At 65.8% G+C, this 26931-nt stretch carries 26 protein-coding genes and 1 pseudogene; 19 read left to right on the top strand and 8 right to left on the bottom strand.

Annotation, left to right across the window (positions count from 1 at the left end):
- Positions 1–98 precede the first annotated feature (98 nt).
- The 3 genes from ACXC9Q_RS23015 (at position 99) to ACXC9Q_RS23005 (ending at position 3492) form a co-directional block, all read left to right on the top strand.
- Complete coding sequence (locus ACXC9Q_RS23015) at positions 99–803, top strand: hypothetical protein (RefSeq protein WP_457058704.1); 705 nt, start codon at positions 99–101, stop codon at positions 801–803.
- Between the two features lie 65 nt (positions 804–868).
- Positions 869–2884, top strand: coding sequence for a sensor histidine kinase (locus ACXC9Q_RS23010; protein WP_457058703.1), 2016 nt, complete (start codon positions 869–871; stop codon positions 2882–2884).
- On the top strand, positions 2881–3492 hold the full coding sequence (locus ACXC9Q_RS23005; RefSeq protein ID WP_457058702.1) for a response regulator: 612 nt from the start codon (positions 2881–2883) through the stop codon (positions 3490–3492). The genes ACXC9Q_RS23010 and ACXC9Q_RS23005 overlap by 4 nt, the downstream gene beginning before the upstream one ends.
- Positions 3493–3774: 282 nt before the next feature.
- Here the strand turns inward: ACXC9Q_RS23005 and ACXC9Q_RS23000 are convergent, their stop codons facing one another.
- From ACXC9Q_RS23000 to ACXC9Q_RS22985, 4 genes and pseudogenes are all read right to left on the bottom strand, one after another.
- Positions 3775–4047 carry a hypothetical protein gene (locus tag ACXC9Q_RS23000; RefSeq protein WP_457058701.1) on the bottom strand — a complete coding sequence of 91 codons (273 nt, stop codon included), beginning with the start codon at positions 4045–4047 and terminating at the stop codon, positions 3775–3777.
- A gap of 177 nt (positions 4048–4224) precedes the next feature.
- Complete coding sequence (locus ACXC9Q_RS22995) at positions 4225–5403, bottom strand: hypothetical protein (protein WP_457058700.1); 1179 nt, start codon at positions 5401–5403, stop codon at positions 4225–4227.
- Between the two features lie 352 nt (positions 5404–5755).
- Positions 5756–5941: pseudogene (locus tag ACXC9Q_RS22990) on the bottom strand (NAD(P)-binding protein); the annotation flags it as partial.
- A gap of 394 nt (positions 5942–6335) precedes the next feature.
- Positions 6336–6713, bottom strand: coding sequence for a VOC family protein (locus ACXC9Q_RS22985; RefSeq protein ID WP_457058699.1), 378 nt, complete (start codon positions 6711–6713; stop codon positions 6336–6338).
- A gap of 137 nt (positions 6714–6850) precedes the next feature.
- Here ACXC9Q_RS22985 and ACXC9Q_RS22980 point away from each other — a divergent pair, with 137 nt between their 5' ends.
- From ACXC9Q_RS22980 to ACXC9Q_RS22915, 14 genes are all read left to right on the top strand, one after another.
- On the top strand, positions 6851–7138 hold the full coding sequence (locus ACXC9Q_RS22980; protein WP_457058697.1) for a hypothetical protein: 288 nt from the start codon (positions 6851–6853) through the stop codon (positions 7136–7138).
- 1479 nt (positions 7139–8617) lie between these two features.
- Positions 8618–9061: a hypothetical protein gene (locus ACXC9Q_RS22975; protein WP_457058696.1), complete on the top strand. Its 444-nt coding sequence runs from the start codon at positions 8618–8620 to the stop codon at positions 9059–9061.
- A 448-nt stretch (positions 9062–9509) separates the two neighbouring features.
- Positions 9510–10580: a toprim domain-containing protein gene (locus ACXC9Q_RS22970; RefSeq protein ID WP_457058695.1), complete on the top strand. Its 1071-nt coding sequence runs from the start codon at positions 9510–9512 to the stop codon at positions 10578–10580.
- 49 nt (positions 10581–10629) lie between these two features.
- Positions 10630–11355 (top strand): hypothetical protein, encoded by a 726-nt coding sequence (locus tag ACXC9Q_RS22965; RefSeq protein WP_457058693.1) that lies wholly within the window; start codon positions 10630–10632, stop codon positions 11353–11355.
- A gap of 36 nt (positions 11356–11391) precedes the next feature.
- Positions 11392–12177: a hypothetical protein gene (locus tag ACXC9Q_RS22960; RefSeq protein ID WP_457058692.1), complete on the top strand. Its 786-nt coding sequence runs from the start codon at positions 11392–11394 to the stop codon at positions 12175–12177.
- Between the two features lie 229 nt (positions 12178–12406).
- The gene (locus ACXC9Q_RS22955; RefSeq protein WP_457058691.1) at positions 12407–12724 is read left to right on the top strand and encodes an NlpC/P60 family protein; all 318 of its coding nucleotides are present in this window, start codon (positions 12407–12409) and stop codon (positions 12722–12724) included.
- An 18-nt stretch (positions 12725–12742) separates the two neighbouring features.
- Entirely contained in the window at positions 12743–13051 is a 309-nt protein-coding gene (locus ACXC9Q_RS22950; RefSeq protein WP_457058690.1) for a DUF6112 family protein, read from the top strand.
- 15 nt (positions 13052–13066) lie between these two features.
- Complete coding sequence (locus tag ACXC9Q_RS22945) at positions 13067–14026, top strand: hypothetical protein (RefSeq protein WP_457058689.1); 960 nt, start codon at positions 13067–13069, stop codon at positions 14024–14026.
- Positions 14027–14296: 270 nt separating this feature from the next.
- Positions 14297–15733: an SCO6880 family protein gene (locus tag ACXC9Q_RS22940; protein ID WP_457058688.1), complete on the top strand. Its 1437-nt coding sequence runs from the start codon at positions 14297–14299 to the stop codon at positions 15731–15733.
- Positions 15733–16497, top strand: a complete 765-nt coding sequence (locus tag ACXC9Q_RS22935; protein WP_457058686.1) for a hypothetical protein — start codon at positions 15733–15735, stop codon at positions 16495–16497. Before ACXC9Q_RS22940 ends, ACXC9Q_RS22935 begins: the two co-directional genes overlap by 1 nt.
- On the top strand, positions 16494–17141 hold the full coding sequence (locus ACXC9Q_RS22930) for a hypothetical protein (RefSeq protein ID WP_457058685.1): 648 nt from the start codon (positions 16494–16496) through the stop codon (positions 17139–17141). Before ACXC9Q_RS22935 ends, ACXC9Q_RS22930 begins: the two co-directional genes overlap by 4 nt.
- A gap of 5 nt (positions 17142–17146) precedes the next feature.
- Positions 17147–18901: a type IV secretory system conjugative DNA transfer family protein gene (locus tag ACXC9Q_RS22925; protein ID WP_457058684.1), complete on the top strand. Its 1755-nt coding sequence runs from the start codon at positions 17147–17149 to the stop codon at positions 18899–18901.
- 640 nt (positions 18902–19541) lie between these two features.
- Positions 19542–20180 carry a sigma-70 family RNA polymerase sigma factor gene (locus ACXC9Q_RS22920; protein WP_457058683.1) on the top strand — a complete coding sequence of 213 codons (639 nt, stop codon included), beginning with the start codon at positions 19542–19544 and terminating at the stop codon, positions 20178–20180.
- A 93-nt stretch (positions 20181–20273) separates the two neighbouring features.
- On the top strand, positions 20274–20975 hold the full coding sequence (locus tag ACXC9Q_RS22915) for a GAF and ANTAR domain-containing protein (protein ID WP_457058682.1): 702 nt from the start codon (positions 20274–20276) through the stop codon (positions 20973–20975).
- Between the two features lie 116 nt (positions 20976–21091).
- On the opposite strand, the gene ACXC9Q_RS22910 is transcribed toward ACXC9Q_RS22915, so the two are convergent.
- A complete protein-coding gene (locus ACXC9Q_RS22910) occupies positions 21092–21649 on the bottom strand; it encodes a hemerythrin domain-containing protein (RefSeq protein ID WP_457058681.1) in 558 nt (185 codons plus the stop codon).
- A gap of 307 nt (positions 21650–21956) precedes the next feature.
- Here ACXC9Q_RS22910 and ACXC9Q_RS22905 point away from each other — a divergent pair, with 307 nt between their 5' ends.
- Complete coding sequence (locus ACXC9Q_RS22905) at positions 21957–22559, top strand: DUF6766 family protein (protein ID WP_457058680.1); 603 nt, start codon at positions 21957–21959, stop codon at positions 22557–22559.
- 55 nt (positions 22560–22614) lie between these two features.
- On the opposite strand, the gene ACXC9Q_RS22900 is transcribed toward ACXC9Q_RS22905, so the two are convergent.
- From ACXC9Q_RS22900 to ACXC9Q_RS22890, 3 genes are all read right to left on the bottom strand, one after another.
- Positions 22615–23370 carry a GAF and ANTAR domain-containing protein gene (locus ACXC9Q_RS22900; RefSeq protein WP_457058679.1) on the bottom strand — a complete coding sequence of 252 codons (756 nt, stop codon included), beginning with the start codon at positions 23368–23370 and terminating at the stop codon, positions 22615–22617.
- Between the two features lie 780 nt (positions 23371–24150).
- Positions 24151–25224 carry a fatty acid desaturase family protein gene (locus ACXC9Q_RS22895; protein ID WP_457058678.1) on the bottom strand — a complete coding sequence of 358 codons (1074 nt, stop codon included), beginning with the start codon at positions 25222–25224 and terminating at the stop codon, positions 24151–24153.
- 377 nt (positions 25225–25601) lie between these two features.
- On the bottom strand, positions 25602–26612 hold the full coding sequence (locus tag ACXC9Q_RS22890; protein WP_457058677.1) for an iron-containing redox enzyme family protein: 1011 nt from the start codon (positions 26610–26612) through the stop codon (positions 25602–25604).
- A gap of 95 nt (positions 26613–26707) precedes the next feature.
- Here ACXC9Q_RS22890 and ACXC9Q_RS22885 point away from each other — a divergent pair, with 95 nt between their 5' ends.
- Complete coding sequence (locus tag ACXC9Q_RS22885; RefSeq protein ID WP_457058852.1) at positions 26708–26917, top strand: CDGSH iron-sulfur domain-containing protein; 210 nt, start codon at positions 26708–26710, stop codon at positions 26915–26917.
- Positions 26918–26931: the final 14 nt, after the last annotated feature.

Below are 26931 nucleotides of genomic sequence, written 5' to 3'. Positions count from 1 at the left end.
CCGACCTCTCCGGGAATTCGCCTGAAGACGCCGCGCGTCGCTGCGTCGAGGCTCTGTAGAGCAGTCGCGGTTCCGCGGCGCCGATCCAGGGAGGGATCATGACCCGGTCAATCGAACGTCCAGCAATCGAAGTCCAGGCTCAGACTCGACGGAATATCCCCGGTGGGCTGTGGCGGCTCGCGGGTGGTCTCGCGATCGCGCACGTTGTCCTCGTGCTCGGCGGCTTCAGCCAGGAAAAATCGGCGTTGTTGACCGACGGTGCGGATGTCGTCAAGCGGACCTATGCGGGCGCGAGCGTGAGCCGGGTGTTGGCCGGCGGCTATGTGGAGTCGCTCGGCTTCGTCGTCCTTCTGCCGGTCCTCGTCTTCCTTGCCCGAGCCATCGGCCAGCGGACCGAGGCCGGACGCTGGGCGACGCAGACCGCGTTGGCGGCAGGGGTCTGCTACGTCGCGGTCACTCTGGCGACTGGGCTGCCTGCCGGGGCTGCCGCCCTGTACGGCGCACACCACGGCGTCGCCGACGCCGCAACGCTGGCCATGGTCGGCAATGTGCGCAACTTCGCCTATTACCTCAGCCTCCTGGCCCTCGGCGCGCACGCGCTCGGAACCGGCATCGCCGCGGTCACCGACGGGACCATGAAGCGGTGGGTCGGCGTTGGCGGCATCGGGGTCGGGATCCTGCTGTTCGCCGGCGTCGCGACTCAGGGTCTCACCGACAGCGCGAACTACGCGAGCACGCTGTGGATGATCTGGTGGATCGGTCTGGGGATCACTTTGATCAGGCGTGGCTCCACCAAGGCCTGAACCCCGGAGAAGAAACCCGCCCGAGAAGCTCCTCAGTGCGGCACTCTTGATCCAAAGGTGAGGCGATGAGAACCAAGCCGAGGATGACTTCAGTCGCAGCGGTGGCATCGGTGGCGCTGGCAGGCGTCGCCGGTGCCGTCGTGGCCTTGGTGATCGCTGCCAGTCGGGGCTCGTCGGTGTTCATCAGCGAGGCGGTTGTCGTCGTCGTAGACCTTGGCTATGCCGCCGTAGCCGTCGTTGTCAGTCTCGCTAAGCCGGGGCACCTCGTGGGCCGATATGCGTTGATCGGGACCGCCGCGCTGGGCCTGGGCGAGGGCGCGGTTGCTCTCGGCGAGCGAGGTCTACTGGACCGGCCGGGCAGCGTTCCCGGCGCCGCGGCATTTGCCGCGTTCGGAGGGGCGGCGCGGGGGCTTGGCTGGCTGATGCTGGTGGTGGTGTTGCCGCTCGTCTTCCCCGACGGTGCGCTGTACGGATCTCGTGCGCGGCGACGGTGGTCGGCCGCTGCGGCGTCGGTGTGTCTGGCCTGCCTCGTCCTCGCAGCCGTCATCGCGCCGGAACAGGTCAACGACCGGCTGGCCACACTGGGTCGCCCGATCGTTCTCCCCGCGCCGTTCGGTGTTATCTCCGGCCTGCTCTCCGTAGCGGCGGTGGTGCTGGGAGTTTTCACGCTCGTGACGGCCATCGCGGGCCTGATCGGCCGCTGGCGAAACGGAAACGCGCTCGTTCGGCAACAGTTGCTGTGGCTGACCCTCGCGTTCCCGCTGCCGTTGCTACTTCTTCCGGTGATCGTCGCGGCGCAGGCCGACTGGCTGTTCGGCGTGGCCATCCTGCCTGTTCCGGTTGCGATCGGTGTCGGGATGCTTCAATACCGGCTCTACGACGTGCAGCTGGCCCTCAGCCGGACGTTGACCTGGGTCGCGCTCTCGGCAGTGGTGGCCACGTTGTATGCCGTGACGGTCGGCGGCGTCGGCGCAATGCTGAGAAGCCGCGGCGACACATGGCTGCCATGGTTGGCCGCAGGGGTCATCGCGGTCTCGTTCGCACCGCTGCGCAACGCCTTACAGTCCGGCGTGAACCGGCTCGTGTACGGACAGTGGTCCCAGGCTGCCGACGTGCTCGCCGGCACCGGTCGACGGCTCGCCGATGCCTCTGACGTACCGGCACTGCTGCACACACTCACCGACGAGCTTGGCGCGGGACTCGGGCTGCACCATGTGGATATCCGCGATTCCGACGGGCGGACCCTAGCGACCTACGGTGCGCCCGAGGACGAGCCTGTGGTGGTGCCGCTGACGGCCTACGGCGAGGTGGTCGGCGCGTTGCAGTGGAGCGGCCGGAAGCTCCGCGACGCAGACCACCAGTTGCTGGACGACGTCGCTCGTCAGCTCGGCGGCGTCGTGCACACGTCCCGACTGGTCGGCGAGCTCCGGGATGCCCAGGAGCGCCTCGTCGTTGCGACCGAAGACGAACGCCGACGGCTCAGACGCGACCTGCACGACGGACTCGGCCCAGCCTTGGCAGGGCTGACCCTGCAGGTCGACACCGTGCGTAACATCCTTGCCCAAGGCGGTCCCGACGTCGACGCGCGGCTCTTGCGGTTGCGTGCCGGCATCCAGGGGACGGTGCGCGACGTGCGCCGGCTGGTCGAAGGACTGCGGCCGCCCGCCCTTGACGAACTGGGCTTGGCGGGAGCGATCGATGAGCTCGCCCAGCAGCTCACCGACCGCCCGCATCTGCCCATCGAGGTGCACACGCCCGCGCTGATGCCGCCGCTCGCGGCAGCAGTCGAGGTTGCGGCCTACCGGGTCGCGCAGGAGGCGCTGACCAACGCGGTACGGCATTCGGGAGCAACCGAATGCAGCGTCGAGGTCGAGGCGACGAACGGCGAGCTCCGCGTCCGGGTGCGGGACAATGGGACCGGGCTCGTCCAAGCAAGGCCCGGAGGCATCGGCCTGGCCGGCATGTACGAGCGCGCGTCCGAGATCGGAGGCACCTTGCTGCTATCCGCCCAGCCCGGATCCGGCACGACGGTCACCCTCTCGCTTCCCGTTGACACAACACGATCCGGAGAGACGTCATGATCCGGGTGCTGGTCGTCGACGACCACCCGCTGTTCCGCGACGGGCTGACCGGGCTGCTACAGACGGTGGACGGCATCGAAGTTGTTGATTCGGCCGGTGACGGTGAGACAGCCGTTCGCCGAACGCTTGAACTCGGGCCCGACGTGGTGCTGATGGACCTGAATCTGCCCGGAACCTCAGGCCTGGAGGCGACCCGTCGCATCGTCGCCGGAGCCCCGGAAACCGCCGTACTCGTGCTCACCATGGTCGACGACGACGACAGCGTGATGGCAGCGCTGCGGGTCGGGGCGCGCGGCTACCTCCTCAAGGGCGCCGTTCAGGAAGAGGTACTGGCCGCCGTGCGAACGGTGGCGGCCGGTGGGGCGGTGTTCGGTCCGGGCGCCGCCGCACGGGTGTTGAGAGGCAGCAACCCACGCTACGGCGCCGACCTGACCGAACGAGAAAGTGAAGTACTCGCCCTGGTTGCGGACGGGCGCAGCAACGCCGAGATTGCGCGCACCCTCGGAGTCAGTGTCAAGACAGTCCAGAACCATGTCTCACACATACTCGCGAAGCTCCAGGTCCGAGACCGCACCCAGGCAGCACTACGCATCCGCGGACTTCAGTAGCGCCCGCACCTAGCCACGACCAAGATCCAGTACGAACGCACTCAACATGGCAGACCCGGACGAGTGCCGTAGGCATCAGTCTTTTAGATCGGGCCGGCAAGCCGGTTCGAGCATCAGGCGCGGCTGGGACTGCTGGCTACAGCCTCGGCAACAAGCCCAGTTCAGTCGACAGCGGAAACGGGCGGGTTTGCCGCGCTCATCAGTTCAGCCTGGGAACACCGTGGAACAAAGCGGCGATCCGAGTCAACTCGAGTCAAGACCAGCCGAACTGGAGTCGGCTGGCTACGCCTGGAGGGCGCATGTCGGTGGCGTGCGTCGGTTTCCTAAACCGTGCGTCGCCTGTCCGAGCTGAAAGTTGATTCGACGGGACTCGCGGCCTGATCCTGCAACGGCAGCCCGCAATGCTGCCTCGCGGCGTACTTCGAGCACAGCGTTCACGGCGGAGTCCACGGCGATGCGGTCGAGCAGTTGTTCGGTCACCTCGCGGGAGGTGACCCGCCCGGTACGGATCTCGGCGGCGAGTTCGCCGGCCGTGCTGAACTGGATCTCGGTCATACCGAAGGTCTACGGCCTGACACTGTGTCAGGGTCAAACCTTCGTGCCGGGACCGAGTTTCAGGAGACGACGCACGAAGTACGTCGGCAGCGCGATGAGCTGAGCCGGTGGCGTACTGGTCCCACGTCCGGGTGGGCGTGGGACCAGTGTCGCCTTTTTACTCAGGCGTGCGCCCGATCAGTGGTGCGAGTGCATGCAGATCGACGCCGGGTTGCTGGTCTTGCAGGAGTTGTCGCGGAACACGATGTTCGTGCCCGACCCGTCCCAGAGGATGTCCAGGTCGTTCTTCTTGAAGAAGTTGCGCACGACCGCGACGTTCTTCGGGGCGTCCGAGCCGGCCAGTGAACCGTTGAGGACCGCGACGCCCGCTGACGGGATGTCACCGGGCTTGGACGCGTTGTTGCCGATGATCTTGTTGCCCTTCACCAGCACGTGGTCGGCACCGAGCACGATGACACCATTGCCGGACACAGCCGGTCCCCCTTCTTCCGGATCGGCCGGGCAGAACCGGTCGTTGTCGGTGACCAAGTTGCCGACCAGGGACCACGCGCCGGCCGGACGGTTGACCCCGTCTGGTGTGGTGCCGTTAGGCCCGGTGTCGAGAACCAGGGCACCGATGCAGTTGGCCCGCATCACGTTGTGCGTCACCAGGCCATGCCGTGAGTCGCGCATGAACATGCCGAACGCCCAGCCCTTCAGCAGGTTGTGCGCCACGTACGCCTTCGCGTTGTCGGTGTCGCCGACATACAGGCCCGCCTCGCCGCCGTTGCCGAGCTCGGTGTTGTGGGTGAAGACGATGCCCGTGGACTCGAAGGCTGCCGCGCCGTATTCACCGTGCCTCAGCCCGGTGTGATGCGACACCTCGATCCCGTGCTTGGCTTCGAACGCCACCACGCCAATGCCCGGGTGGCCGTCCGTGGTGAGGTTGCTGACCTTGGACTTGCGGTCCGGGCCCGCGAAGGCGAAACCCGAGACCTCGGCCGGCGTCTCCCAGCAGGCGGTCTTCGTGAACTTCTTGGGTGGTTTGACGACCGTACGGCCCTGGCCGGCACCGATGATCGTCAGTCCCTTGCCGACGACGCAGACCGCGTCGTAGTACACACCCTTCTTCAACTTGATGGTGTCGCCTGAGCGGGCCTTGTCGACCACCTTCTGGATCGAGTGGCCCGGTTTCACCACCCAGGTGTGCGAGTGGTGCTTCCCGGTGGCTGACGCCGTCCCCGCGCTCGCGACGATCAGCCCGAGGATGGCGACCAACGTGACGACCAGCCGCCGACCTGCTCGTCCCGCCCGGACGCTACCGCGCGAGCTGCGACCTGTTCCTGCTGAAGCTTTCGACCAATGCTGAAAGCGCATGGTCCCTCCCTGTGCCTCGATGGGCATGGTGGCCGACCAGGCCCGAGCCCGGTGACCGCAGACGGATAGCCGCGTTGCGAACAGGTGGCGACCCCCGCCATCGCCCGGCCCTCGAGGCCGGGCGGAAGGGCGGGCACGGCCTACGCGTAGAAAGCCTGCAGTGTGCAGCCGAACAGTCCGACCCCCCAACACCGCGCAACAGCTACCCGCCCCACCGGGGACACTACGCAGGGAGGGCGCAAAGTCAAGTCCTGAAGGGATTCCGGCCCCGATGCGGTCGATGCGCAATGAATGTGAGTGACTCTGTGCTGGCGCTAGTCCGGCAGGCAGTCACCCAGCCCGAAGCCGGATCCGCCAGCGGATAGAACGAGCTGAAAGTGTCGTGCACGAACGAGGCGTCAACCTCCGTCGAGCTACGGACCGCGCCGCCGATCTCGTCGTTGGCCTCCAGCAGTACGACATCCCAACCGGCATCGACCAGCAAGTTCGCCCCGACCAGCCCGTTCGGCCCGGCACCGATGACAACCGCGTCGCTCACGGGGCTAGAGCTTTCTCGAGTTCGTGCCGGCACGTCGCCTAGCGAAGACGACTCCGCCGACGATGATTACCGGCACGAGCAGGACGAGGCTGAGCCAAGGGGTTCCAGACCAGTCATCACCGTCGCTATCGGCCGAGCCGGGCGGTTCCGGACTCGGAGTACTGGCCCTTTGGCTGATCGACGGAGGTCGGGGCCGACTGAATGAGTGCCTCGCCGCGGCTCGGTACTGTTTGAGATGCCATGGCCGATACTCCGAAGACCACGCAAAGTGTGATCGCGAGCGCAGCTAGGAGACCGAGCCGGTGGGCTTTGTTCATGCCTTGAGGTACCCGCGTATCTCCGACCGAACCTGTGCCGCGAATGACGCCGACTGCTCAGTCTGGCGGCCGGCTGCTCAGTAGCCGGGAAGGAACAGGCACAAGAGGTGTCCGTGTGGGTCGCGCACAACCCGCACGCCGTCGGGCTGTGGCTGATGGTGCTCCACGGTCGCGCCTAGGCTCACTGCACGCTTCACTTCACGGTCGAGATCGTCGACCTTGATATCCAGGTGAGCCTGCATCTGCTGCGTGTCCGGGGCTTGAGGCCAGACTGGCGGGACGTGGTCGGATTCCAATTGGAAGCTCAGTCCGGGGCGCTCGTGGTCAGGGTCGCGCAATCGAACCCATCCGGACTCTCGGCTCGTTTCGATCCAGCCGAGGAGCTCGCGGTAGAAGTCGGCGAGAGCGGGCGGATCGGGTGTTCCGAGAACGGGCGCAGCAAGACTCGCGGTCATCAAGGTTTCCTTTACTGGCGTCCGGCGTCGCTATAGCTGTGCGTCGCCTACCGGTACCCGCATCACGCGACCTGACCCGGGCGAATGTTGATGGGTACCTAGGGCGTGGCAAGTGACTGATCGGGAGGGAGCACGCGATGGCGGAGGCGATGTCCACCGGGGGTGATGAGCGTCCGGACCGGCCGTACCCAAGAGGCGAGATGAGCTTCCAGCGCGGTGACGAGGTAGCCGCGGCGACGGACCTCGGCGGTTTCTGGCAGGGCAAGATCCCAGCCGGCACACCGGGTGTGGTCGATGAGATCGACGAAACGGACGCCTCGACGCCGGCCTTCACCGTCACCTTCACCATCGAGCAGGACGACCTGCTCACCCCTCACCAAACGACTGTCACAGGCCTGACCATCACCGAGCTCAGCAAGCAGTGAGCTGACCAGCATGCAGTACGGCAAGAAGGTCGGCAGCTCCATCGGCTGCTCGGTCCAAGATGGCTCGCGTCGAACTGAGCGCGAACAACCGAGAGCTCAGTGGGGCTGAAAGGGGCTATAGATCATCGGAGCTGAGACTGCCTCAAGCAGGCCGGCGAGAGGCGTAGGACCATTCAAGGATTGACGTCTTCAGAATTGGGCGGTCCCTGGTGCTGTCGTCTCAACACCCGGAACCTGGGACGGCTCTGACCTCGAGATCCCGCCGTCCCTGGAGAGCATGTGCCCGCGGTGCACGCAGAATACTCAGTACCAGCGGGGTAGCTTTCGAGTGTCGATCAGCTCTTGGGCGACGTCGCGGAGCTTGCGGTTGTTGTCCTGGGAGTAGCGCTCCATCAGGATGCCCATCGCCTGGGCGACGAGTTTCTGGCGTCGATGGCCTGTGCCATGGACGCGCCGCTCCTAGCGGCCGCGATCGCGACCGCGACGTGCCTGGCAAGGTAACCACGTCCTGGCTCAGCAGTGTCCCTCCGGCTTCGATCACGGTCAGCACGGGTCCGAAGCCGGCAGCGATCTCCTGGTAGTAGATCGCGGCGAGATTCGTGTCATGAATGCAAGGACCTCTGGCTGCCGACCACGTGTGATGAGTACCACCGAGGCGTGCTTGCACCAGACCGCCTGGCGGGCGAACGGGACCACCGCCTCGACGGTCTCGTTGCCCCCTGAGGTCGTACAACTTGAGCGCAAGCCGACCGAAGCCTTCGGCCGAGGACTGATCCAGAGACACCAACCACTCCCGGGGTCGCCAACTACCGAGGCGCCCACCGTCTGGAGCGAACCTGCGACCATGATGCACCCCGCGGACCGGAATCGCGCGAGTCGAAGCGACGAGTCGCGATGTGCCAGGTGCGCCTGCCGACCGGCGTCCCAAAGGGGCCGTACCGGCGGGCCAGATCTACACCGGCCCGGGGTTCAGGCTCTGAACGTCACGGTCGCGCTCTGGAGATCTCCTCGCTGAGTGGGTCCTGGATATCGCGATCCTGGTTCTTCGGGGTGCACCACCCGGCGACCTTGACTGTCATGGGTATGGACACTGCTGTTGGCGGCGGCAACGCCGAGGATGATCCGGAGTGCGCACGGAGGCGCCAACCGCCTGCATGGTCTATCGCGAAACTGATTCAGCTGCTGGATGAGGCCATCGATTCTGCAGGCTCCCAATTGGCACGCTCGGCCGGCCTGTGGGACGACACACCTGATGCGCTAGTTCGCAGGAGACCTCGTTCGCCGCGACGCCATGCGCTGGGCTCATCGACGCCGTCTGCCGAGTCATTTGTCGAGGAGCGACGGACCGAGCTCGAGTTGCCCTGAGAGGTACTGAATCGTCCCGCTCAGCAAGTCCTGGAACTCGTCATCCGGGTTCTGCCCGTCGCACAGTCAGGCGATCTTCGAGGCCGGAATTGTTTCGGCTCGTTGGAGGTCTCGGTGAGTGATCCTGGGTTCGCGAGTTCAGTGGAGGAGCGGCGGCGGTTGCTGGAGGCGAATGCTTCGGCGGCGCGGTTCTTTCGGCGGGAGTTGCTTCGGGCAACGGGTGGGTGGCCGCTGCGGTACTTGGCGGTGACTGGTGTCGAGCAGGTGTTGTCGACGGACTCGAAGTGGAAGGTTGGCTACGCACCGGACACCTGGACGAGTCTGGTCGACCATCTGCGGTCAGAGGGATTCAGCTACGCGACGATGGCCCGGGCAGGTCTGATGAGATGGACCGACGGTGGGGATGCGGTCGATCGTCATCGGGACCGGCTGATGCTGGTGGCCCGCGATCATCGGTTGTCACCGGTGGGATTCGTCGGTATCGGCTACGACGGCGCATCTCGTTCGGAGAGTCCGGTGACGCCCATCACCGGCCGTCCAATGTTCTTGTCGGGGTAGAAGAGCAGCTGGACCTTCTCGGCGCCGGCGCGACTCCGGTGATCGTGGATGAGCCGGTTGATGCGATCGCTGTATCGACCGTGGGTCGGAGCATGGCTGGTCAATGGGCGGGGATTCCGGTATGTGGTGCGGGCTTGTCCACTGCGCAGGCGAGGATCCTTCGTCGGTTCAGCTCGAGCGAGAAGGTGATTGTCGCGTTGAGCGGCGATCAGGCTCAACGCAATCAGTCGGCCGGGTATTTGCTCGACTTGGCCTTCTTCTTCGATCGGGTGCGTGCCGTCGAACTTGCTGCCAGCCCTGGATTGCTCGCACTGGGGGAGGCCGGCCCACAACGTCTGCACGAGGCGTTGTCGAGGGCGCGTCCACTGATGACGTACCGAGCGAGCGGGAGTGGGTTCGGCTCTGCGCATCTCGCCGATCCGGATCCGCCTGATCGCGGACCAGGGCTATGAGCCAGCCGCTGCTCGAGGCCAATGCTGCGGCTGCCTCGTTCTACAGACTTCAACTGCTCAACAGACCCGATGGATGGGCGGCCAGGCATCTGCGCGACCGCGGGTTAGCTGCGATCTTGGACCCTGCCTCGAGTTGGCGGGTGGGCTTGGCGCCGGATGGCTGGTCCCGGCTGGTCGGTCACCTGCGTCGAGACGGCTTCAATGACGAGGTGATCGTGGCGGCAGGGCTGGCATCGGTCACGAAGACTGGGTACTTGCTCGACCGGTTTCGAGACAGGATTGTGTTCGTCGCTCATGACAGCGACCTGTGCCCGGTCGGATTCATTGGCCGTGCACGCGGCACTCGGCTCAGATATCTGAACACGCCGAACACCAACGTCTACTCCAAGACGACGACGTTGGTCGGACTCGACGGTCAGCTCGAACGGCTGCGGGCGGGAGCCGATCCGGTGTTCGTCGAGGGACCGATGGATGCATCAGCGGTCGACCTGGCTGGGGATGAGTGGGCAGGAGCGGCTTGTTGCGGTACCGCCGTCACGCGTGCGCAGGCGCTGATCGCGAAGAAGTATTCGCAGTTGAACACGGTCATCGTGGCTCTCGACGGCGATATCGGAGGCCGGACCGGTGCCGTACGGAGCATTGACGTGTTGTCGGAAGTCTTCGGCGAGGTGCTCTTCGCCCGTCTACCCGACCAGCAAGATCCGGCATCGCTCTACGCGGCCGACCGAAGCCGGCTGCGTGACGTGCTGAACTCAGCTCTTCCGCTGGTCGACTTCGCGATCGAGGTTGAGCTGGCGCGGTGGAACAACGTACTCGATCACGTCAGCGGACAGGTCAATGCGGTACGAGCTGTCGCGCCGCTTGTGGCCAGGCTGCCTGTCGGGCGAGTCGCTAGTGAAGTAGCCAGACTCGCGCGGGCTGTGCGCCTGGACCAGCAGATCGTGTCGCGTGAGGTCATCGCAGCGGTCGGTCAGCGCAACGCATGGCAGCGACGCCGGCCGCGGCGCTTGGGTTTGGAGCGTGCCGAGGTGGAAGTTGATCCTGCGGACTATTCCAGGAGTCCTTGATCCTGGAATCCAGGTTCTGGTTCGAGGCGGTGGCCAGCAGATTGATGGCATGGACGTTGACCTTGAGCAACTCATCGCGGAGGCGGCCCGATCGGAGTGGGCGCAGGAGCCGTCGCGACGGCTGGCCGAGGAGATCGAGTCCCACATCGTCTTCCCTCTATCGAGTCGGCTGCGTGCAGCTCTGGGCCGCGACGAGGCTGAACAGCTCGCTCGAGTGATCGCCTGGGAGCGGTGCCTCGAGCTGGCGACTAACCCGCCGCCGGCCGGAGTGTCATGGGGATACCTGGCCAACCTGGTTCGGTGGCGACTGATGGACGCGATCCGTGCTGACGTCCTGCGTGGCCAGCGGCAGCCGCTGACCCACCAACTCCCCGAGCTGCCGATCACGCACCACTGGTCACTCGGACCGCACCTCGAGCGGATCGCGTCCGAGCTGGAAAGCGAGGGGCTCCCGGCCGCGGTTGGTCGAAGGCTGATCCGGGTCGCGGCCGACGGACCGCCGTACTACCGCTCGGCGATCATCCTCAGGCTCCGTCGAGCCAATGCCACGACTTCGCAGGCTGAGGGCCTCGCATGGCTGCTCCGAGGTGGCGCAGGCCGGCCGTCTGCCTTGGCTCGGCTAGCTCTGGGGCAGCCGGCCGAGGAGATCTTCCACGACCCCGTCGTACGACGCTGGATTCGGGCCGCTGCCGGCCGTGACCTGCGGTTTTTCGGCCAACCAAGCCGCCTCGGCCACCGCCGAGAGGCCCGGGTGGAGTCGCTCAGAGCCGCCTGACGAAAAGTCGCCGGACCTCAACCGTTGAGGCCCGGTATGACGCAGAACCACCAGGACGTACGCCGCCATCACTGGCTCATCCGGTACTACCGCGCGCAGCTCAAGGTCGGGCTGCGCGTCCTCACCGCGGTGTGGATCATCCCGCCGCCTATCGCCGCTGCCTTGTTCGCGTGGCTGCGCCGTACCGAAGTACCCAAGAGAGGAACTGTCGTGAAGCAGTCGATCCGATCGAAGATCGTGATCCCCATCGTGATCCTGCTGGGCATCACCGCGCTGATCCTGACGCTGGTCGCCCGCCGGCTTGATGTTCCAGCGATGCAGTCCGGAACTCCGAGCAGCGGGAGCACCCTCCTTCCCGGCGAGAGCCGGCAGATGCAGGGAAGGTTGAACGCGTGGGCGCGCCCCACGACAAGTGACCCACATGAGTTCGCGATCGCCTATGCGCGTGCTATCTGGACCTACGACACCTCCCGCCACAGCTTGGAGGACTGGCAGGGCGCCGTCAGCGGGTACGCCGATCCGACCGGTGCTGCTCCGACGGTCGCGATGAGCCTGCTGCCACTGATGCCTGAGTGGGGGCAGCTCGAGCAGCGGAAAGCGTACGCCGCCGTCACGGACCTCGCGGCAGAGACGACACCGGCGCTGAAGCAGCTGGAAGAAAGCGACGATGCTCCGCACGGTTGGCACGCCTTCGTCATCAGGGGTAAGCAGACGACCGTCCACGACACCGAGACGACCGTCGTCGAGCGGCAGGCCGTGGTTGCCATCGTGTGCGCACCGACCTGCAAGTTCTGGTCCGCGACCAATCAAGTCGAGCCGTGATCGTCAAGCTGACGCTGACCGGCAGCCTGCTGCTGAGCGGCGTCAGCCTGGTCGCACCGCTCGCTATAGCTGCGGATGGACCCGACACCTGCGTGGCCACACCCACTGGGGCGTTACCGGCCGATTGCCAGGCACCGTCCATTGGCGATAGCGGCGGCGTGATTCCAGACGCTGAAGCGGCTGTTGCCCGCGCTCTGCGTCTGGCGGGCGGGCACGGCTATTACCAGCTGTGTGCCCGGCTGGCCGCGAACATCTGGGGCCGGCCACGCGCCGGATACATCTCCGCGGCCGAACAGTGGCGACAAATGGTTGCGACCGGCAACGAACATGTCGGCGACCGCCGGTCGGCGCCCTCGTCTTCTGGGAGACCAGCGGCCCTTACGGCCACGTCGCCGTGTACGTCGGGAACGGACGGATCGTCTCCAACGACATCGGCGATCGCGTCCCTGGCGAAGGCGGCGTCTATCTCGTTCCCTTCGAACTCATCGAATCCCGGTGGAACGCGACGTACCTCGGCTGGGCACCGCCGATTTACTCGACCACCTGACCAATGAAGGACATCCACGTGTTCATCCATGCTCAGCTCGCTCAGACCGTGTTCCTGCAGGACCCAGGAATCAGTCCGAACACCAATGGTCTGCCCGGCCTGCCAGCGCTCCGCCAGATGGTAGGCGCGCTGCTGACCTTCAGCCTCGTGATCTGTGTCGCCGCCTTCGTCATCTCCGCCGCGGCCTGGGCGATGGGCAGCTTCAACAACAACGCCCACTACGCGGGCAAGGGCAAGACCGGCTGCCTGGTCGCGGCCGGCGCCGCGATCCTCATTGGTTCGGCCAACGGCCTCATCCGATTCTTCAGCGGCATTCACATCAACTGATCGAGGAGCAGGTCAGTGTCTTGGAAAGGCTGTCTCTACAACCCCAAAGCCTGTGTGGTCGACCAGGGAGCTAATGCGATCACCGAGCACGCGTGGGACTCGTTCCTGCGCTGGATGGCGCACGGCCTGAGTGACTTCACCTCGTACGTGTTCCAGGCCTTCAGCCTGAGTACGTCGCCGCGGTTCGATCAACAGTGGTGGCGCGACAATCTCGGTCTGATGGTCGCGATCTCGCTGCCACTACTAGTCGCGGCGTTCATCTTCCAGTGTGTATCCGCCGCCGTCCGTCGAGAGCCAGGACGGCTTGGGCATGCGGTGCTCGGTGCACTGCTCGGCACCGCAGGGGTCCCTTTCGCGGTGGCGATCGTGACCACTTGCGGTGAGGTCGTCGATGGAATCTCGGCAGGGATTCTGGGTAAGACCGCCGCTACGACCGCGGGTCTTAAGCGGATGCTCGACATCACTGCTCTTCTGACTGGCGCGACCGCCGGCGGGTTCCTGGTCATGGCTGTCAGTCTGGGCATTCTCGCGACAGTGTCGCTGTACTTCGTCATGCTGATTCGTGAGGTTGCGATCGTGGCGTTTGTCGTCTTCGCGCCAGTCGCGCTGGCGAGTTGGACCTGGTCGGCCACCCGGCATTGGCTCCGTCGATGGATCGAGGTCGTTGGTGCCTTGGTGTTCTCCAAGATCGCGATGGCGGTCGTCTTCACGCTCGGTCTGGCGGCTACAGGCAACACCGACCAGTACGGCGAGACCAGCATCGGGACGTTCCTGACCGGCATCCTGCTCTTCGCGATGGCCTCGTTCGCGCCACTGGCCACCTACTCGTTCATCCACTGGGCCCGGCGACCAAGGACATGCGGTGACTCATGCATTGCAGCAGGGCACTGCGGGAACGTCCGCACTGAAGGATCGGTTCGAACAGGCACAGCAATGGGGCGCGCATCACTTCGGGGGATCGAGTCGCCAGGATGACGACAGTCCAGTAGTTGGTGGAGGCGAAGGGCCTGGCGACGACAAGGCGGCAGACACCTCGGCTGGAAGCGATGCCGCAGTTCAGGGGCAGTCGGTCGGACTCGACGGCGCGTTCACTCCGCCATCCGGGCCCGAGCCGACGGCGAGTGGTGCTGAGAGCTCGACTGCCATCGCAGTGGCCACGAGTCAGGTTTCGGTTGACGGGTCGAGTGGATCTGGTGGGCAGGCTGACAGCGCGAGCAACAGCGACGCCCAGGGTGGCGACCGCTGATGGCGGCTCCCAGCACACTCTCAACTCGATTCCCGCGGCCTGAGTGGAAGGCCGTACTGCTCGGCCTCCGGCCAGTTCAGGTCGCCCTGCTCTTGATCGCAATCGTCATCGTTATCCTCATCGTCGTCAGCCCCTTGCCCGCAGCATCCAAGTTCTGTGTTCTGCTGGTGGCCGGGGCCTGCGTTGTGGTGGCATTCGCCCGGGCTGAGGACCTGTCGCTGTACCGATGGCTGGTTCTGCGAGGTGTTCATGTCCTGCGGTCGTTGCGTGGGCAGCGATCCTTCCGCGCTCGGGTCATCGAACCGCGGCGGCATGGACAACTCCTTCTGCCCGGGGAGGGAGGCGCGTTGCGGATCCTGACGGCAGCGTCTGGGGTTGGCATCGTTCATGATCCGCGGCGCCGCAGGCTGATCGCGGTGGCCAGGATCGAGGGTCCTGCGCATCTGCTGCAGAACACTGATGAGCAGGACCGTCGGGTCTCCGCGTACGGGCGATTGATCGCCGGGCTGTGCCAGGGCAACCGGATCGCCCGTGCGCAGGTCCTCGAGCGGACGTTGCCCGACCCTGGCGACGAGTTGGGAGAGTGGGCCAAGGAGCGTCGAGTTGATCCGCGTACGCCGGCTGGCGCGATCTACACCGAACTGCTGGAACGCGCGGCACCAGCCGCCGCGAGGCACGAAACCTTGTTCAGCTTCGCGGTGAACCTGGACGCGGTCTCACGTGAGGTTCGCAAACACGGCGGAGGGATTGTCGGGGCGACGGCGGTGCTCGAGTCGGAGGCGCGGGCGTTCCAGACCACGCTCGCGGCTGCGGGTGTGGCCGGCTGCTGGCTCAGTGCAGGAGAGCTCGCCATGAGCCTCCGCGTGGCCTTCGACCCAGCCGCGACCTGCACAATCCCGTCTCCGGACACGTTGGACGCCTCCGAGGCTGGTCCGCTCGGAGTCGACGCCGCCTGGGACCACCTGCGCACCGACTCGTCATTCCACCGCGTCTATGTCATCACGGAGTGGCCGCGCGTCAGGACCAGTCCGACCTTCCTGAGCCCGCTCCTCCTGAAGCCCGGGATCCGCCGGACGTTCAGTCTGGTGCTGCAGCCGATCCCGATCGCCAGGGCGCTGCGCGATGCCCGCCGACACCAGGTCGAGCGAGTGACCGATCGAGCTACTCGCGCCAAGATCGGGCAGTTGGAGACCGAAGAGGATCGGCAGCTCGATGCTGACGTCGCCCAGCGCGAGCGAGACCTGGCAGCTGGGCATGGCGACGTGCGGTGGCTCGGTCTCGTCGTTGTCTCGGCCGACAATGAGGAGGCCCTCGAAGACGCCTGTATGGAAGTCGAGATCGCTGCCACTCAGGCTCTCCTTGACCTTCGTCGACTGGTTGGTCAGCAGATGGAGGGCTTCATGGCCGCGGCCTTGCCTTTCGGGATTGGGCTCTGATGGCGAGAGAGCAATCTGCGTTCTACGAGCGAGAAGGCACCGACCGCGCGACCCGTCGCGCCAACCGCAGAGCGCCGTACGCCGCGCCTCGAACGCCGCAGGCTGACTCGCTGGATCGAACCCCTCCGAGCCGTGGGCAGAATCCACGGCTACTGGTTGACAAGCATCGCGCCACCACCAGGGTGCTGCGGGTCGCGTACCCGTTCCTCGCAGAGGGCGGACTCGGTGCTGATGGCACCTACATTGGGTCCGACGTGTTCAGCGGAGGCTCGTTCGTCTACGACCCCTGGGTGCTCTATCAGGGAAGAGTCATCACGAACCCGAACGTCCTGCTCGCAGGGGTGATCGGCAGTGGCAAATCATCGACAGCAAAGGCGTTGATCACACGATCACTTGCCCTCGGCCACAAGGCGTATGTGCCGTGCGATCCCAAGGGCGAATGGACTCCCGTGGCTATGGCGATGGGTGGAGCTGTCATCAAGCTCGGGCCGGGCCTTCCGACGCGCCTCAACCCTCTCGACGCGGGCCGCCGCCCGACCATGGTCGAAACATCGGAATGGGAACGGGTCGTGTGGTCGCGTCGCCGGGCCTTGCTGGGCACGCTGGCCGAATCAACACTGGGACGACCGCTTGCCGCGATCGAGCACACTGCTCTCGACCTTGCGCTGGAGACGGTCTCCAGCCAGGTCGAGTCGCCAACCATCCCGGACGTCGTGGTCGCTCTCTTCGCCCCGACTCCGCACGAGCTGAGCGGGCCGGGTTGAAGACGACCAATCTCACAACCGACGGTCGTGAGGTCGCGCACGCGATCCGGCGGCTCGTGCATGGTGATCTGTCCGGAATGTTCGATGGGCCGTCGACGACCGAGTTCGATCCGACGTTGCCGATGGTGACGCTGGACTCGTCGTGGCTCGGCAGCGGTGGGAACGACCAGGCGCTGCGGCTGACGTTGGCGTGCGCATCATCCTGGCTCGAGGCCGCGGTCGCGGACCCAGCGGGTGGCAATCGCTACATCGTGTACGACGAGGGCTGGCGGGTGATGCGCGACGCTGCCCTGCTGCGTCGCATGCAGGAACAGTGGAAGCTCTCGCGAGCCTGGGGAGTGTCGAACATCTTGATCATCCACCGTCTGTCCGATTTGGCTGCTGTCGGAGATCTAGGATCCGAGGCCCGAGCCCTGGCCGAGGGCCTACTCGCGGACTGTTCGACCAGGATCATGCTGCGCCAAGAACCCGATCAACTCGAGCGGACGGCGAGCCTCCTTGGCCTCACCGATGTGGAGATCGCCACGATCGCCAAACTCCCCAAGGGCAGAGCCCTCTGGCGGCTGCCCAACCGATCCTTCGTCGTGCAGCTGGTCCGGCACGCCCGCGAGGTCGAACTCTTCGATACCGACGCCAGGATGTGAGCTCGATGAATCAACGACCACCTCGCGACCTGAGCGACATGATCCTCATCGCCGTGGGAGTGCTGTTCGGATGCGCCGGCATGCTCTATCTCGCCGGGGGTCTGGCGAGCCTGTTGACGACGGGGCGATGGGTCACTTCCCCGTGGATAGGTGCACTCCTTGTCCCGATGCACCCAGCCAACCCCGCTCTGGCCTTTGGACTGAACCGCACGCAGCTCGGAACGGTGACGTACTGGGGGTGCCTTGCGGTGCTCGTGGCGTTGCCGCTCGGCGTGGCCTATGTCGTAGTGCGTATATGGCAGGGCCGGCGGTCGACGGCAAGAAGTCGCGGCCGGGTGTTGGCCGGGCGTCCTGGACTCGCGAGCAAGGGCGATATCGAGGCCGCGGTCGGACGCCGACAGGTCGTACGGCGAGGTCGGTCAGCCCGCCCGCAGGCACCAACTGGAGTACCAAGTGAGGTCGGAACCTTGCTTGGCAGGTCGCGTGGCCGCGAATGCTGGGCCTCCGTCGAGGACTCGATCATTGATGTCGGACCACCACGATCCGGAAAGGGTCTACATCAGATCATCAGTGCGATCATCGACGCACCAGGCGCCGTCGTCACCACCTCTACCCGACCCGACAATCTCGCAGCCACCTTGGAATTGCGCCGCGCGATCGGCCCGGTCGCTATCTTCGACCCGCAAGGCCTCGGCCGCGTGGAGGGGATCCGGTGGTCACCGGTCCGGGGCTGTGAGAACCCGACGACAGCGATGGTCCGGGCTAGTGGTCTGGCCGCCGGTGCGGGCTTCGCAAAGGGCAATGTCAGCGATGGCGCCTTCTGGCACGGCCAAACTGAGATGGCACTACGCGGCCTCCTCCACGCGGCCGCCATCGACGACACCGGCATCGATCAGCTCTACCGCTGGGGCCTTGAGCCTGCCTCGGCCATTGAGGCAGTCACCATCCTCAACCGTTCCAGCGATGCCGCCGAAGGCTGGGGTGACACCCTCGACGGCATCGTCCGCATGGACGGCCGCACCCGAGACGCGATCTGGGCCGGCGTGCGCTCGGCCCTGTCCGCTCTCGCGGACCCCGCCGTACGCCGTTCCTTCGACCCACCGCCCTGGGAAGGACTCGAGCCGGCCAGCTTCATCCGCGAACGAGGCACGATCTACTTGCTCGGCACGGGCGCCGGCGCGAGCGCGACCTCTGCCTTCATCGCCGCGCTCCTGGAAGACATCACTGAGTCAGCCCGTCAGCTGGCTGCCCATAACCCCGGCGGCCGGCTCGAACCGCCGTTGGCTCTCGTCCTCGACGAGATCGCCAACCTCTGCGCCGTACCCTCGTTGCCGTCGCTGATGGCGGACGGCGGCGGATCAGGTATCTCCACTCTCGTCGTCATCCAGTCGCTGGCCCAAGCCCGTGAGCGCTGGGGCGAGCAAGCCGCAGCTGCCATGTGGGATGCGGCGACCCTCCGCCTCATCCTCGGCGGCTCCGCCCAACCCCGCGACCTCCAAGACCTCGGCGCCGTCTGCGGCGAACGCGACGAAGAGATCCGCAACTGGAGCCGCGGCGCCGACGGCGCCCGCACCATCTCCACCAGCACCCGCCGAATCCCCATCCTCCCGCCCGACGTCATCCGCACCCTGCCGTTCGGCACAGGAGTCCTCCTAGCCCGCACAGCCCCACCCATCCTTCTCAAGATGACGCCGTGGACCGATCGCCCAGACGCAGACCAGATCCGCGAGAGCATCGACCAGGCATCCAAGCGCAGATGAATCCGAACGACGACCTAGCGAGAGCTCTGGCCCTAGCCGCTGGCACCGACCCCTTTGTCATCTGCTGGCGCGACCTCGACCCCCCGAGGACCCAAGAAGAACTGGAACGCCTCGCCAACTGGGTCGCCTGGGCTGCCAATCGCTACCGGCTGGACCACAAGGTCATCCCACCTTGCTGGCCCGAACACGGAGCCGTAGTCGAAGAACTGTCCGCCCTCCGCACCTTCTGGGAAGCCTGCTACCAAGAAGACGCCGCCCCCTCAGACCCCCTCGCCTTCCACCGCGACCTAACCCTCGCCCTCCGCCGCCTCCGAGACTGGACCTCCCTCCTCGGCTGCACCCGAACCAATCACCGACCCGAGCAGCCCGGCTAAAGACGACTCCGCTGCGGTTCGGGTGTTACGGCGTGGGTACCGCGATCACAGGAGCTTGAGACACGCCATCGTCGTGGTCAAACCGAGGCCGGTGGTGACGATGACATCCCAGGTTGATCGTTATGACTAGTCGCTCTGTGGCTGCACCGTCCGTGTCTTGGGAAAGCCAACACGTAATCACTGAGACTCTGCTCCGCGAGGCATCGGGTGAGGTCGGTGATCGCCGCGAGGCTCTGCTGCGAGAAGCTATCCTCCAGGGAACGGCCATGGCCAGGTCGCTCGCGTTGCGGTACGACGGCCATGGGGTCGAACGCGAAGAACTCTTCCAGGTCGCGTACGTCGGCCTTGTCAAGGCAGCGCAGGGTTATCACCCCGGGCCGGATACGGACTTCCGGTCGTACGCCTTCCCGACGATCCGGGGTGAGCTCAAGCGGCACTTCCGGGACTACGCCTGGACTGTTCGGCCACCGCGCCGGATCCAGGACCTGCAGGCGTCGATCAACGCCGTCGAGGGCGAACTGGCAGCGCGGTTGCACCGCTGGCCGACCGATCAGGAGTTGGCCGATCGCCTCGGCGTACCGCTCGGGGAGATCAGAGACGCGCAAAGTGCCACTGGCTGCTTTCGTCCGGTCTCGCTGGACGCTCCGCTCCGTGCTGACTCGTCGACTTCGATCGGCACTATCGTGGCGGACCGGGAGGACACTTTCGAGCTGGTCGTCCAGCTCGAGACGCTACGCCCGGCTGTCGAGAACCTGGGCGCGCGGGACAAGCTGATCCTCCGTCGGCGGATGGTCGATCACTGGAGCCAAGCCGAGATCGCATCCGAGATCGGAGTCAGCCAAATGCAGGTCTCGCGGCTTCTGGGCCGGATCATGGGTGGCCTCCGCTCCGCGCTGGCCACTTGATGGACGCACGACGAAGCCGAGCTGCTGGGATTGCGCCGTCGATCTGGGGGTACCTGTGCGGCTCCAGACGGGGGCGCGCCATGGAGGACTCCTGTGACTGAGTGCGATGCGATCCTTGCCCGGTTTGAGGAGCTGACCGCCATCAGCGGTGGTGACCAGGACGTCGCGGTATTGATGGCCTCGGCCTGTCGGGAGATCCTCGGGGCCGATGGTGCCGCGATCACGGTCGACGATTCCTCGCTATGTCGTACGACACTGTGCGCGACCGATGACGTCGCCGGTCGTCTGGAGGACCTCCAGGATCTCACCGGAGAAGGTCCTTGCCGGGACGCCTACCGCCTTGATGAAGCGATAGTGATGTCGGTGGGCGAGGGATCTGCTGCTCGGTGGCCCGGATTCATCTCCGCTGCGCGTCAGGCCATCGGACAGGTCACGCTGCATTCGTTCCCCATGCACGCGGGGGCCGACACCTACGGCGCGATCAGCGTCTACGTCGCCGGCGGCAGGGCGCTGCGGGTATCACTCGATGCCGCACAGCGCCTCGTCGACGCCGTCGGCATCGCTCTCATGAACATCCCGACGAAGGATCTTCTCGGCAGCGTCGGGCAGTGGTCGTCACTCACGACGCTGCACCAAGCCACTGGCATGGTCATCGCTCAACTCGATATCGCCGCCGACGACGCACTGGCAGTTCTGCGTGCGCATGCTTACGCAGCGAATCAGTCATTGTCCGACGTGGCAGCCCATGTCGTCACTCGCCGGCTCGACTTCAAAGATCAGAGGAACAACGGCTGACACCACGCCCGTCCTCGACCCCGGTCGAGTTGATGACGCCGTCTGCCACCTTCGCGTGTCTGCTTTCGCGCGGGGCAACAGACGGAGAATCAGATCCAGTGGGGGTACAGCCTCCGTCAGCTCTCGGCCTCGCTTTGCAGCTTCTGCTGCAGTTTGTCCTTGCTCAAGCCGGATGTTCCTGAGATGTCCGCGTTGCTCGCCTGCTGTGCAAGTTGCTCGCGGGTGATGTCGCCGGGCTGTTCGCCGAGGTGTTGTTTGCGATTGGCCGCGAAGGCCTCGCCGAGCTCCGTACGGCGCTTGTCCGTCAGATTGGACCGCATTCCGGGAAGAACCTTCGTCTCTTCCTCCTCGACATGGTGCGACACCGCGTCGACCAGGTTCTGCAGCGCCTTGTCGAACTCCGGTGACGTCGGATCGGTGTTGGCAAGCTTCGCGAGGAGCTGGTCGGCCTCGATGTGCTCCTGCTGGCTGTGGGACACCTCTTCCTTCTCCCCAGCCTCCGCCGCGGCCGCCGGATAGACCTCTGCCTCCTCGGCTCTGCTGTGGGCGGTCAGCAAGGTGGTGAGCACCGGCAGCAGGTTCGGCCGCTTCTCCGGGTTCTCCTTGAGTTCGTCGAACAAGCGTTCGACCTCGCGGTGGTCCTGCATGATCAGATCGACGACGTCGCCGGGCATCTAACTGTCCTTTCGCGTGGTCTGGTGGCCTGCCGGTACCCACGTCGCCTGCTTGGCACCACGTCTGAACCGAATGAAGCCGGGCACCGGGAGTTCGGGCGATGGAAGGAGCCGAGATGCGCGGCGTGGTCACCAGAGCCGGAAGTTGCAGCTGGCAACAGGCGAGGCGAAGCGCGGGTCGTGTGGCGCGCGACAGCCGACTGCTGGAGCTTGTGCGGCAGGTTCGCGCTGATCGGATGGTGTTGTGATGCGTTGGGTTCGGTTGCGGGCCTTGTTGCTGGTGAATCTGGGGTTGTTCGCGTAGTTCATGGTGGGGGTGTTGCTGACCGGGCACGCGCACGAGAACGAGGACTTGTCCGATCACGGTCAGCCGGCTGAGTCACTCGTCGCGTATGCCGGGTCGTCGTCGTTCGGCGAGACGGTCTTGGAGAACTGGGAGTCGGAGTTCTTGCAGATGGGGATGTATGTGCTGCTCACGACGTTCCTGGTGCAGAAGGGGTCGGCGGAGTCGCGGCCGATCGGGGAGCGTGCTGAGCAGGATGAGGATCCGCGGGACCATCGCAACGATGCGAGGGCTCCGTGGCCGGTGCGGCATGGTTCGGAGCTGGTGCTGAGGCTGTACGAGAACTCGCTGGCGATCGCCTTCGGGATCGTGTTCTTCCTGTCCTTCTGGCTGCACGCCGTGACCGGCGCCGGTGCGTACAGCCAGGATCAGCAGTTGCACGGCGGCCAGGCCGTGACCGCCTGGGAGTACGTGCGTACGTCGCAGTTCTGGTTCGAGTCGTTCCAGAACTGGCAGAGCGAGTTCCTCGCGGTCGCGGCGATCATCGGCGGCTCGGTCTACCTGCGGCAGCGTTCGTCATCGCAGTCGAAGCCGGTCCATGCGCCCAACGACCAGACCAGAGACTAGGTCTCCGAAAGCTCGTGGGCGTGCCGGCGGCAGATCGGGTAATGACGTCCCGGCTTCAGCCTGCCTGTTGTACGGAGCGTGTACCAACCCGTCGCAGGAGCTTGTTGAGGTCCGCGTCGTACCGGCTGAGTTCCTCGCGGGTGTGCCGTCGTTCGTCGAGCAGTTCGGCCGCGATCGTCCGCAGACGGACGTTGTGGGCCTGCGAGTGCCGCCGCAACATCGCGAACGCGTCGTCGGCGCCGATGTCGAATCGCTCCATCAAGACCCCGACCGCCTGGCCGACCTCGGTGCGAGCGTCGATCGCTCGTTCGAGGGATCTGGCGGTCACCGTCGCCATGACCGCGACCGCGATGTGCGCGGCCAGTGGTTCGGCGAGCGCCTGATCCGCTGCGGAGAAGGCGTCGGGTCGGGTCGCGTAGATGGTGATGGATCCGCGCACGTAGGGCCGGCCGGGGAGGCCGGTAGTCAGCACGCTACGAAGTCCGAGCTCCGCGGCGACCAGTGGCGCCCAGCGAGGCCAGTGCGTCTCGGCGGCTGTGTCACGAATCAGTTCGGTGCGCGCAGGCACGTCGTCCGGGCCATCTGCGAGTTCCTGCCGCAATCGGTCGGCCTCCGTGGCCCGCCCGTCCGAGGCGGCGATTTGGCGCCGTTCGAGCCCGTGTCCCGCCAGCAGCACGATGCCCGCGCAATCACCGGTGATCGTGGCGAGTGCGCACGCCACGGCGCGCTCCAACAGCGTGCCGAGATCAGACGTCACGTCAAGGTCGCCAAAGGCGGCCGCCGCCGGGCGGATGTCTCCCGATTCGGTCATATGCCCACTCCCGATCTTCACAATGGCTACCGGGTCCGGGGCAACCTGACGACAAGTCCAGACGACTACAGCCTACTCGGGCCGCGATCCAGTGGCTGAACGATGTTTGTCATCATCCAGCGATGCCCGGTCCGGTGACGACCATCAGCTAGCGGACTGACCGGCATGTAGAGGTAGTTGCCGAGGTGGTCCGTGGCAGGCTGGTGGGTTCGGGGATGGTGGATCAGCCGGTAGATAGGGCTGTCCGGCGCGACGGCGAATTCCTCTGGTGGGTCGTCGTCTGCGATTGGCCAGCACTGGCCGTGGGCCGGGCCGCCGTAGGCACGTGCCAACGCGGTGGCCCTGGACCGCGCCCTCGGCCGGGTATGGGATGTTGTTGCCGAGGCCAAGGGATCTCCTCTGAAGCCGTTGTCACCTTGGGAGAGGTCGCCTTGGTCTCGGGCAAGCGGCGCGGTCGACGTCATTCTGCGAGCTGTCTACGCCTCCATTCAGGTACCCGCTGGGTTGACTGTCTAACTGTCGTGCGGCCTCGCTGTAGCGGTTACGGGTTCGTGTGAGGCGCGATCTGTTCGGCAGCCATCCATTCGGTCGTCTCGACGTGGTGCTCGTCCTGGTACTGGACGAGTCCGTGCCAGCCGGACGGTTGGTTTTCACAGGCGATGAGCCATCCGGGCTGCCAGCGGCCGTGCAACCACAGGTTCACGTGGGCCGGCAGTGGGAGGCGATCGAGTCGGTGCAGGTCTTGGTTTGGTCTGTCGTCCGTACTGTCCGGGTGTGCGTTCATGCGGCGTGAGCCGTTGCTGCCGACACCGTGTTCGCGCGGCGGAGTTGCTGGCCGACGTCATGCATGTGGCGCAGTCCCTGGGCGTAGGAGTCGATGATCCCGGTGGACAGGTACCGGAGTCCGACGCGTTCGCAGTACAGGCGGACGGCGGCCTGGGCGCGGCGCAGGTTGGCGCGGGGCATGTTCGGGAAGAGGTGGTGTTCGATCTGATAGTTCAGGCCGCCCATCATCCAGTCGGTCAGCGCGTTGCCGTTGACGTTGCGGGACGTGCGGACCTGCTTTTCCAAGTGTCCCCAGTTGGTCTCGCCGTCGGGCATCTCCATGCCCTTGTGATTCGGGGCGAACACGCTGCCGAGGTGGAGTCCGAACAGCGCATGGTGCAGTACGGCGAAGACGAGCGCCTTCTGCGGCGACATGACGAGCAACAGCCCACCGAAGTACGCCGTCATGTGGATCGCGATCAGGCCGAGTTCGAGCGCCGCCTTGCGGCGCGGCCGGCGGCCAAGCAGATAGCTGATGCTGGAGAGCTTCAGGCTGATGCCTTCCAGGCTCAGCAGCGGGAAGAAGATCCGGGCCTGATTGCGGCTGAGCCACGCATACAGTCCGGTGCGGCCTTCGGCTTGGTCGAGCGTCCAGACCAGTACGCCGGCAGCCACGTCGGGGTCCTTGTCGGAGTGGTTCGGGTTGGCGTGGTGGCGGTTGTGCTTGTCGTTCCACCAGTCGTAGCTCATTCCGAGCAGGACGTTCGCGTGCAACTGCCCGATAGCGTCGTGAAGCCGGCGGGATCGGCCGATCTGCTGGTGGCCGGCGTCATGGCCGAAGAACGCGGCGCGAGTGGTGAAGATCGCGGCCGGGACGGCGAGCAGGAGCACGAGCCAGGAATTGCCGAGCAAGACCATCCCGGTGCCCACGGCCGCCAGGCAGAGCAGGTTGACGGCGATGGAGACCAGGTACCTGCCGGTACGACGCTCCAGCAGACCGGATGCCTTGATCTCGCGCAGCAGCGGCGAGAAGTCGCTGCCTCTCGATTGATGGGTGGGGCGGTCCAAGACAGTACTGGGAGATGCCATGGGTTCCTCGAATCGTGACGGCCGGTAGGCCACAGTTCATGAATGGCACTCAGCGGTTGGCGCCGGATACCAGGGTGAGCAGCTCATCGAGCTCGCTCTGGGATACGCAGTTCCGCCGAGGCAGTTCCCGCGCGGGTCTTGGCGCCGGTCACGACAACGAGAAACGTTAGTCACTGAGGAGAACACTCGCAGGATGGGAGGCATTCCGGATGCCCCTTCCTGCTAGACGTATGCGACCGCGCCACCAGCGGGGACCGTGCGGCGCGATCGCACTCCCACCCTGTGACCGCCGCTCATCCTGGTGAAACCTGCCCGTCTCACCAGCAAGGGAAATCAGGCATGCACCAAGCGATCGCCGAACACCTGGCGGCAGCCGGTCACCTTGCAGACGTCTCAGCGGTGAGGCCGGAGATGGGCCGGGGTGGGGCGGTGACGTCCCAGGCGGTGAGGAGGTGCTCGGCGGTCAGGTTGTCGAGGCCGAGGGAGCAGGCGGCGCCGAAGATGATGTCGGTTGTGCTCTCGGGGTGTTGCGCAGCGTAGCTGTCACAGAGGTCGTGTGCGGCGATCTGTTCATGGACGGCGTCGGCCTCGATGTGTTCGGTGAAGTACTGCGTGGCCGTGGCGTCCGCACCTAGCCGGGTTGCGCCGGAGGCGTAGCGCCGGTTGGGGAGCGTGGAAGTCATCTCCAACGCGGCGAGGTGGCCGGTGAGTGCGCCGGTCCACCTGCGGTGCAGGGCGAACAGGGACATCACGTTGGAGTGAGCCAGCGTGACAGCCGGTACGTCGGGCACGTAGTACCCGTAGGTGTCGTCGAGGTCGAGCCATCGCATCGTCGCCCGGAACAGTTCCGCGTGCATGCGTTCAGGGCGGCCGCCGCCGTACTCGTCGGCCTGGATCTCGACCAGCGCGGCCTTCGCCGCACCGTCCAGCCGCGGGATGCCGAAGCTATGCGGGTCGGCTTCCTTCAGCTGGTAGACCGACCGATTCCTGACGAACTCGCGGAACTGGTCCAACGTCGCGCGCCGATACAGGTGGGCCGCCAGCGGCGGTCCGTCGTCGGAGTCCACCAGTTGTCTCAACAGCTGTGAGGGCTTGACCGTGGGATCCGCCAGCGACGGCAGGTACGCGCGTCGCAGCCAGGTCGACCACGGCACCTCGAGGGCGGCTCGCAGGGCCAGAACGGCAGGGTCCCATTCAGCTTCCGGGTCGATCCCGTCGAAGCCGCGGTAGTGGAGCTCGTAGCAACACCACAACGTCAGCTGGAGGTCTTCGTCGGACCACGGCTGGTCGTTGTCGACAGCAACCGCTGGAGGCGGGGACGTCGTGGTGTTCCGCAGGTACGCGATCAGCCAGCTGCTCAGCGGACCTCGCGACGGCGGGAGTTGCATGCTGCCTCCTTCAGAGAGGCCCTCGGTACCCCGATTTGATCCGTCCATTCCACTGCACGGAGGTGATTTGGCCTGGGGTACCGGACGGCATGAGCATGAACGAGGCGGACCAGCGCGACCGCGTGACGATCCGCGCCTATCCGGACGGCCCTTTGCTCGTCCGCGGCCCCTTCGAACTCCGCGACGAGCGCGGTGAGCCCATCGACGCAGGCCGCGCCACTATCGCCCTATGCCGATGCGGCCGCTCGGCAATCAAGCCGCTCTGTGACGGCACTCACGCCGTCACCCGCAAACGCAAGCCATAGCCACCAGCCACTGG

It is taken from the genome of Kribbella sp. CWNU-51, assembly GCF_054073265.1.
The sequence above is the reverse complement of the archived record's forward strand: the minus strand, read 5'-3'. Positions and strand labels throughout refer to the sequence as shown.

Coding starts and splice junctions, on each gene's coding strand:
- ACXC9Q_RS23005 (WP_457058702.1), top strand. CDS start 2,881: ATGATCCGGGTGCTGGTCGTCGACGACCACCCGCTGTTCCGCGACGGG.
- ACXC9Q_RS22905 (WP_457058680.1), top strand. CDS start 21,957: ATGGTGGGGGTGTTGCTGACCGGGCACGCGCACGAGAACGAGGACTTG.
- ACXC9Q_RS22935 (WP_457058686.1), top strand. CDS start 15,733: ATGGCGAGAGAGCAATCTGCGTTCTACGAGCGAGAAGGCACCGACCGC.
- ACXC9Q_RS23015 (WP_457058704.1), top strand. CDS start 99: ATGACCCGGTCAATCGAACGTCCAGCAATCGAAGTCCAGGCTCAGACT.
- ACXC9Q_RS22965 (WP_457058693.1), top strand. CDS start 10,630: ATGGACGTTGACCTTGAGCAACTCATCGCGGAGGCGGCCCGATCGGAG.
- ACXC9Q_RS22980 (WP_457058697.1), top strand. CDS start 6,851: ATGGCGGAGGCGATGTCCACCGGGGGTGATGAGCGTCCGGACCGGCCG.
- ACXC9Q_RS22885 (WP_457058852.1), top strand. CDS start 26,708: ATGAACGAGGCGGACCAGCGCGACCGCGTGACGATCCGCGCCTATCCG.
- ACXC9Q_RS22895 (WP_457058678.1), bottom strand. CDS start 25,224: ATGGCATCTCCCAGTACTGTCTTGGACCGCCCCACCCATCAATCGAGA.
- ACXC9Q_RS22985 (WP_457058699.1), bottom strand. CDS start 6,713: ATGACCGCGAGTCTTGCTGCGCCCGTTCTCGGAACACCCGATCCGCCC.
- ACXC9Q_RS22925 (WP_457058684.1), top strand. CDS start 17,147: ATGAATCAACGACCACCTCGCGACCTGAGCGACATGATCCTCATCGCC.
- ACXC9Q_RS23000 (WP_457058701.1), bottom strand. CDS start 4,047: ATGACCGAGATCCAGTTCAGCACGGCCGGCGAACTCGCCGCCGAGATC.
- ACXC9Q_RS22960 (WP_457058692.1), top strand. CDS start 11,392: ATGACGCAGAACCACCAGGACGTACGCCGCCATCACTGGCTCATCCGG.
- ACXC9Q_RS22940 (WP_457058688.1), top strand. CDS start 14,297: ATGGCGGCTCCCAGCACACTCTCAACTCGATTCCCGCGGCCTGAGTGG.
- ACXC9Q_RS22900 (WP_457058679.1), bottom strand. CDS start 23,370: ATGACCGAATCGGGAGACATCCGCCCGGCGGCGGCCGCCTTTGGCGAC.
- ACXC9Q_RS22920 (WP_457058683.1), top strand. CDS start 19,542: ATGGCCAGGTCGCTCGCGTTGCGGTACGACGGCCATGGGGTCGAACGC.
- ACXC9Q_RS22995 (WP_457058700.1), bottom strand. CDS start 5,403: ATGCGCTTTCAGCATTGGTCGAAAGCTTCAGCAGGAACAGGTCGCAGC.
- ACXC9Q_RS22910 (WP_457058681.1), bottom strand. CDS start 21,649: ATGCCCGGCGACGTCGTCGATCTGATCATGCAGGACCACCGCGAGGTC.
- ACXC9Q_RS22970 (WP_457058695.1), top strand. CDS start 9,510: ATGAGCCAGCCGCTGCTCGAGGCCAATGCTGCGGCTGCCTCGTTCTAC.
- ACXC9Q_RS22890 (WP_457058677.1), bottom strand. CDS start 26,612: ATGCAACTCCCGCCGTCGCGAGGTCCGCTGAGCAGCTGGCTGATCGCG.
- ACXC9Q_RS23010 (WP_457058703.1), top strand. CDS start 869: ATGAGAACCAAGCCGAGGATGACTTCAGTCGCAGCGGTGGCATCGGTG.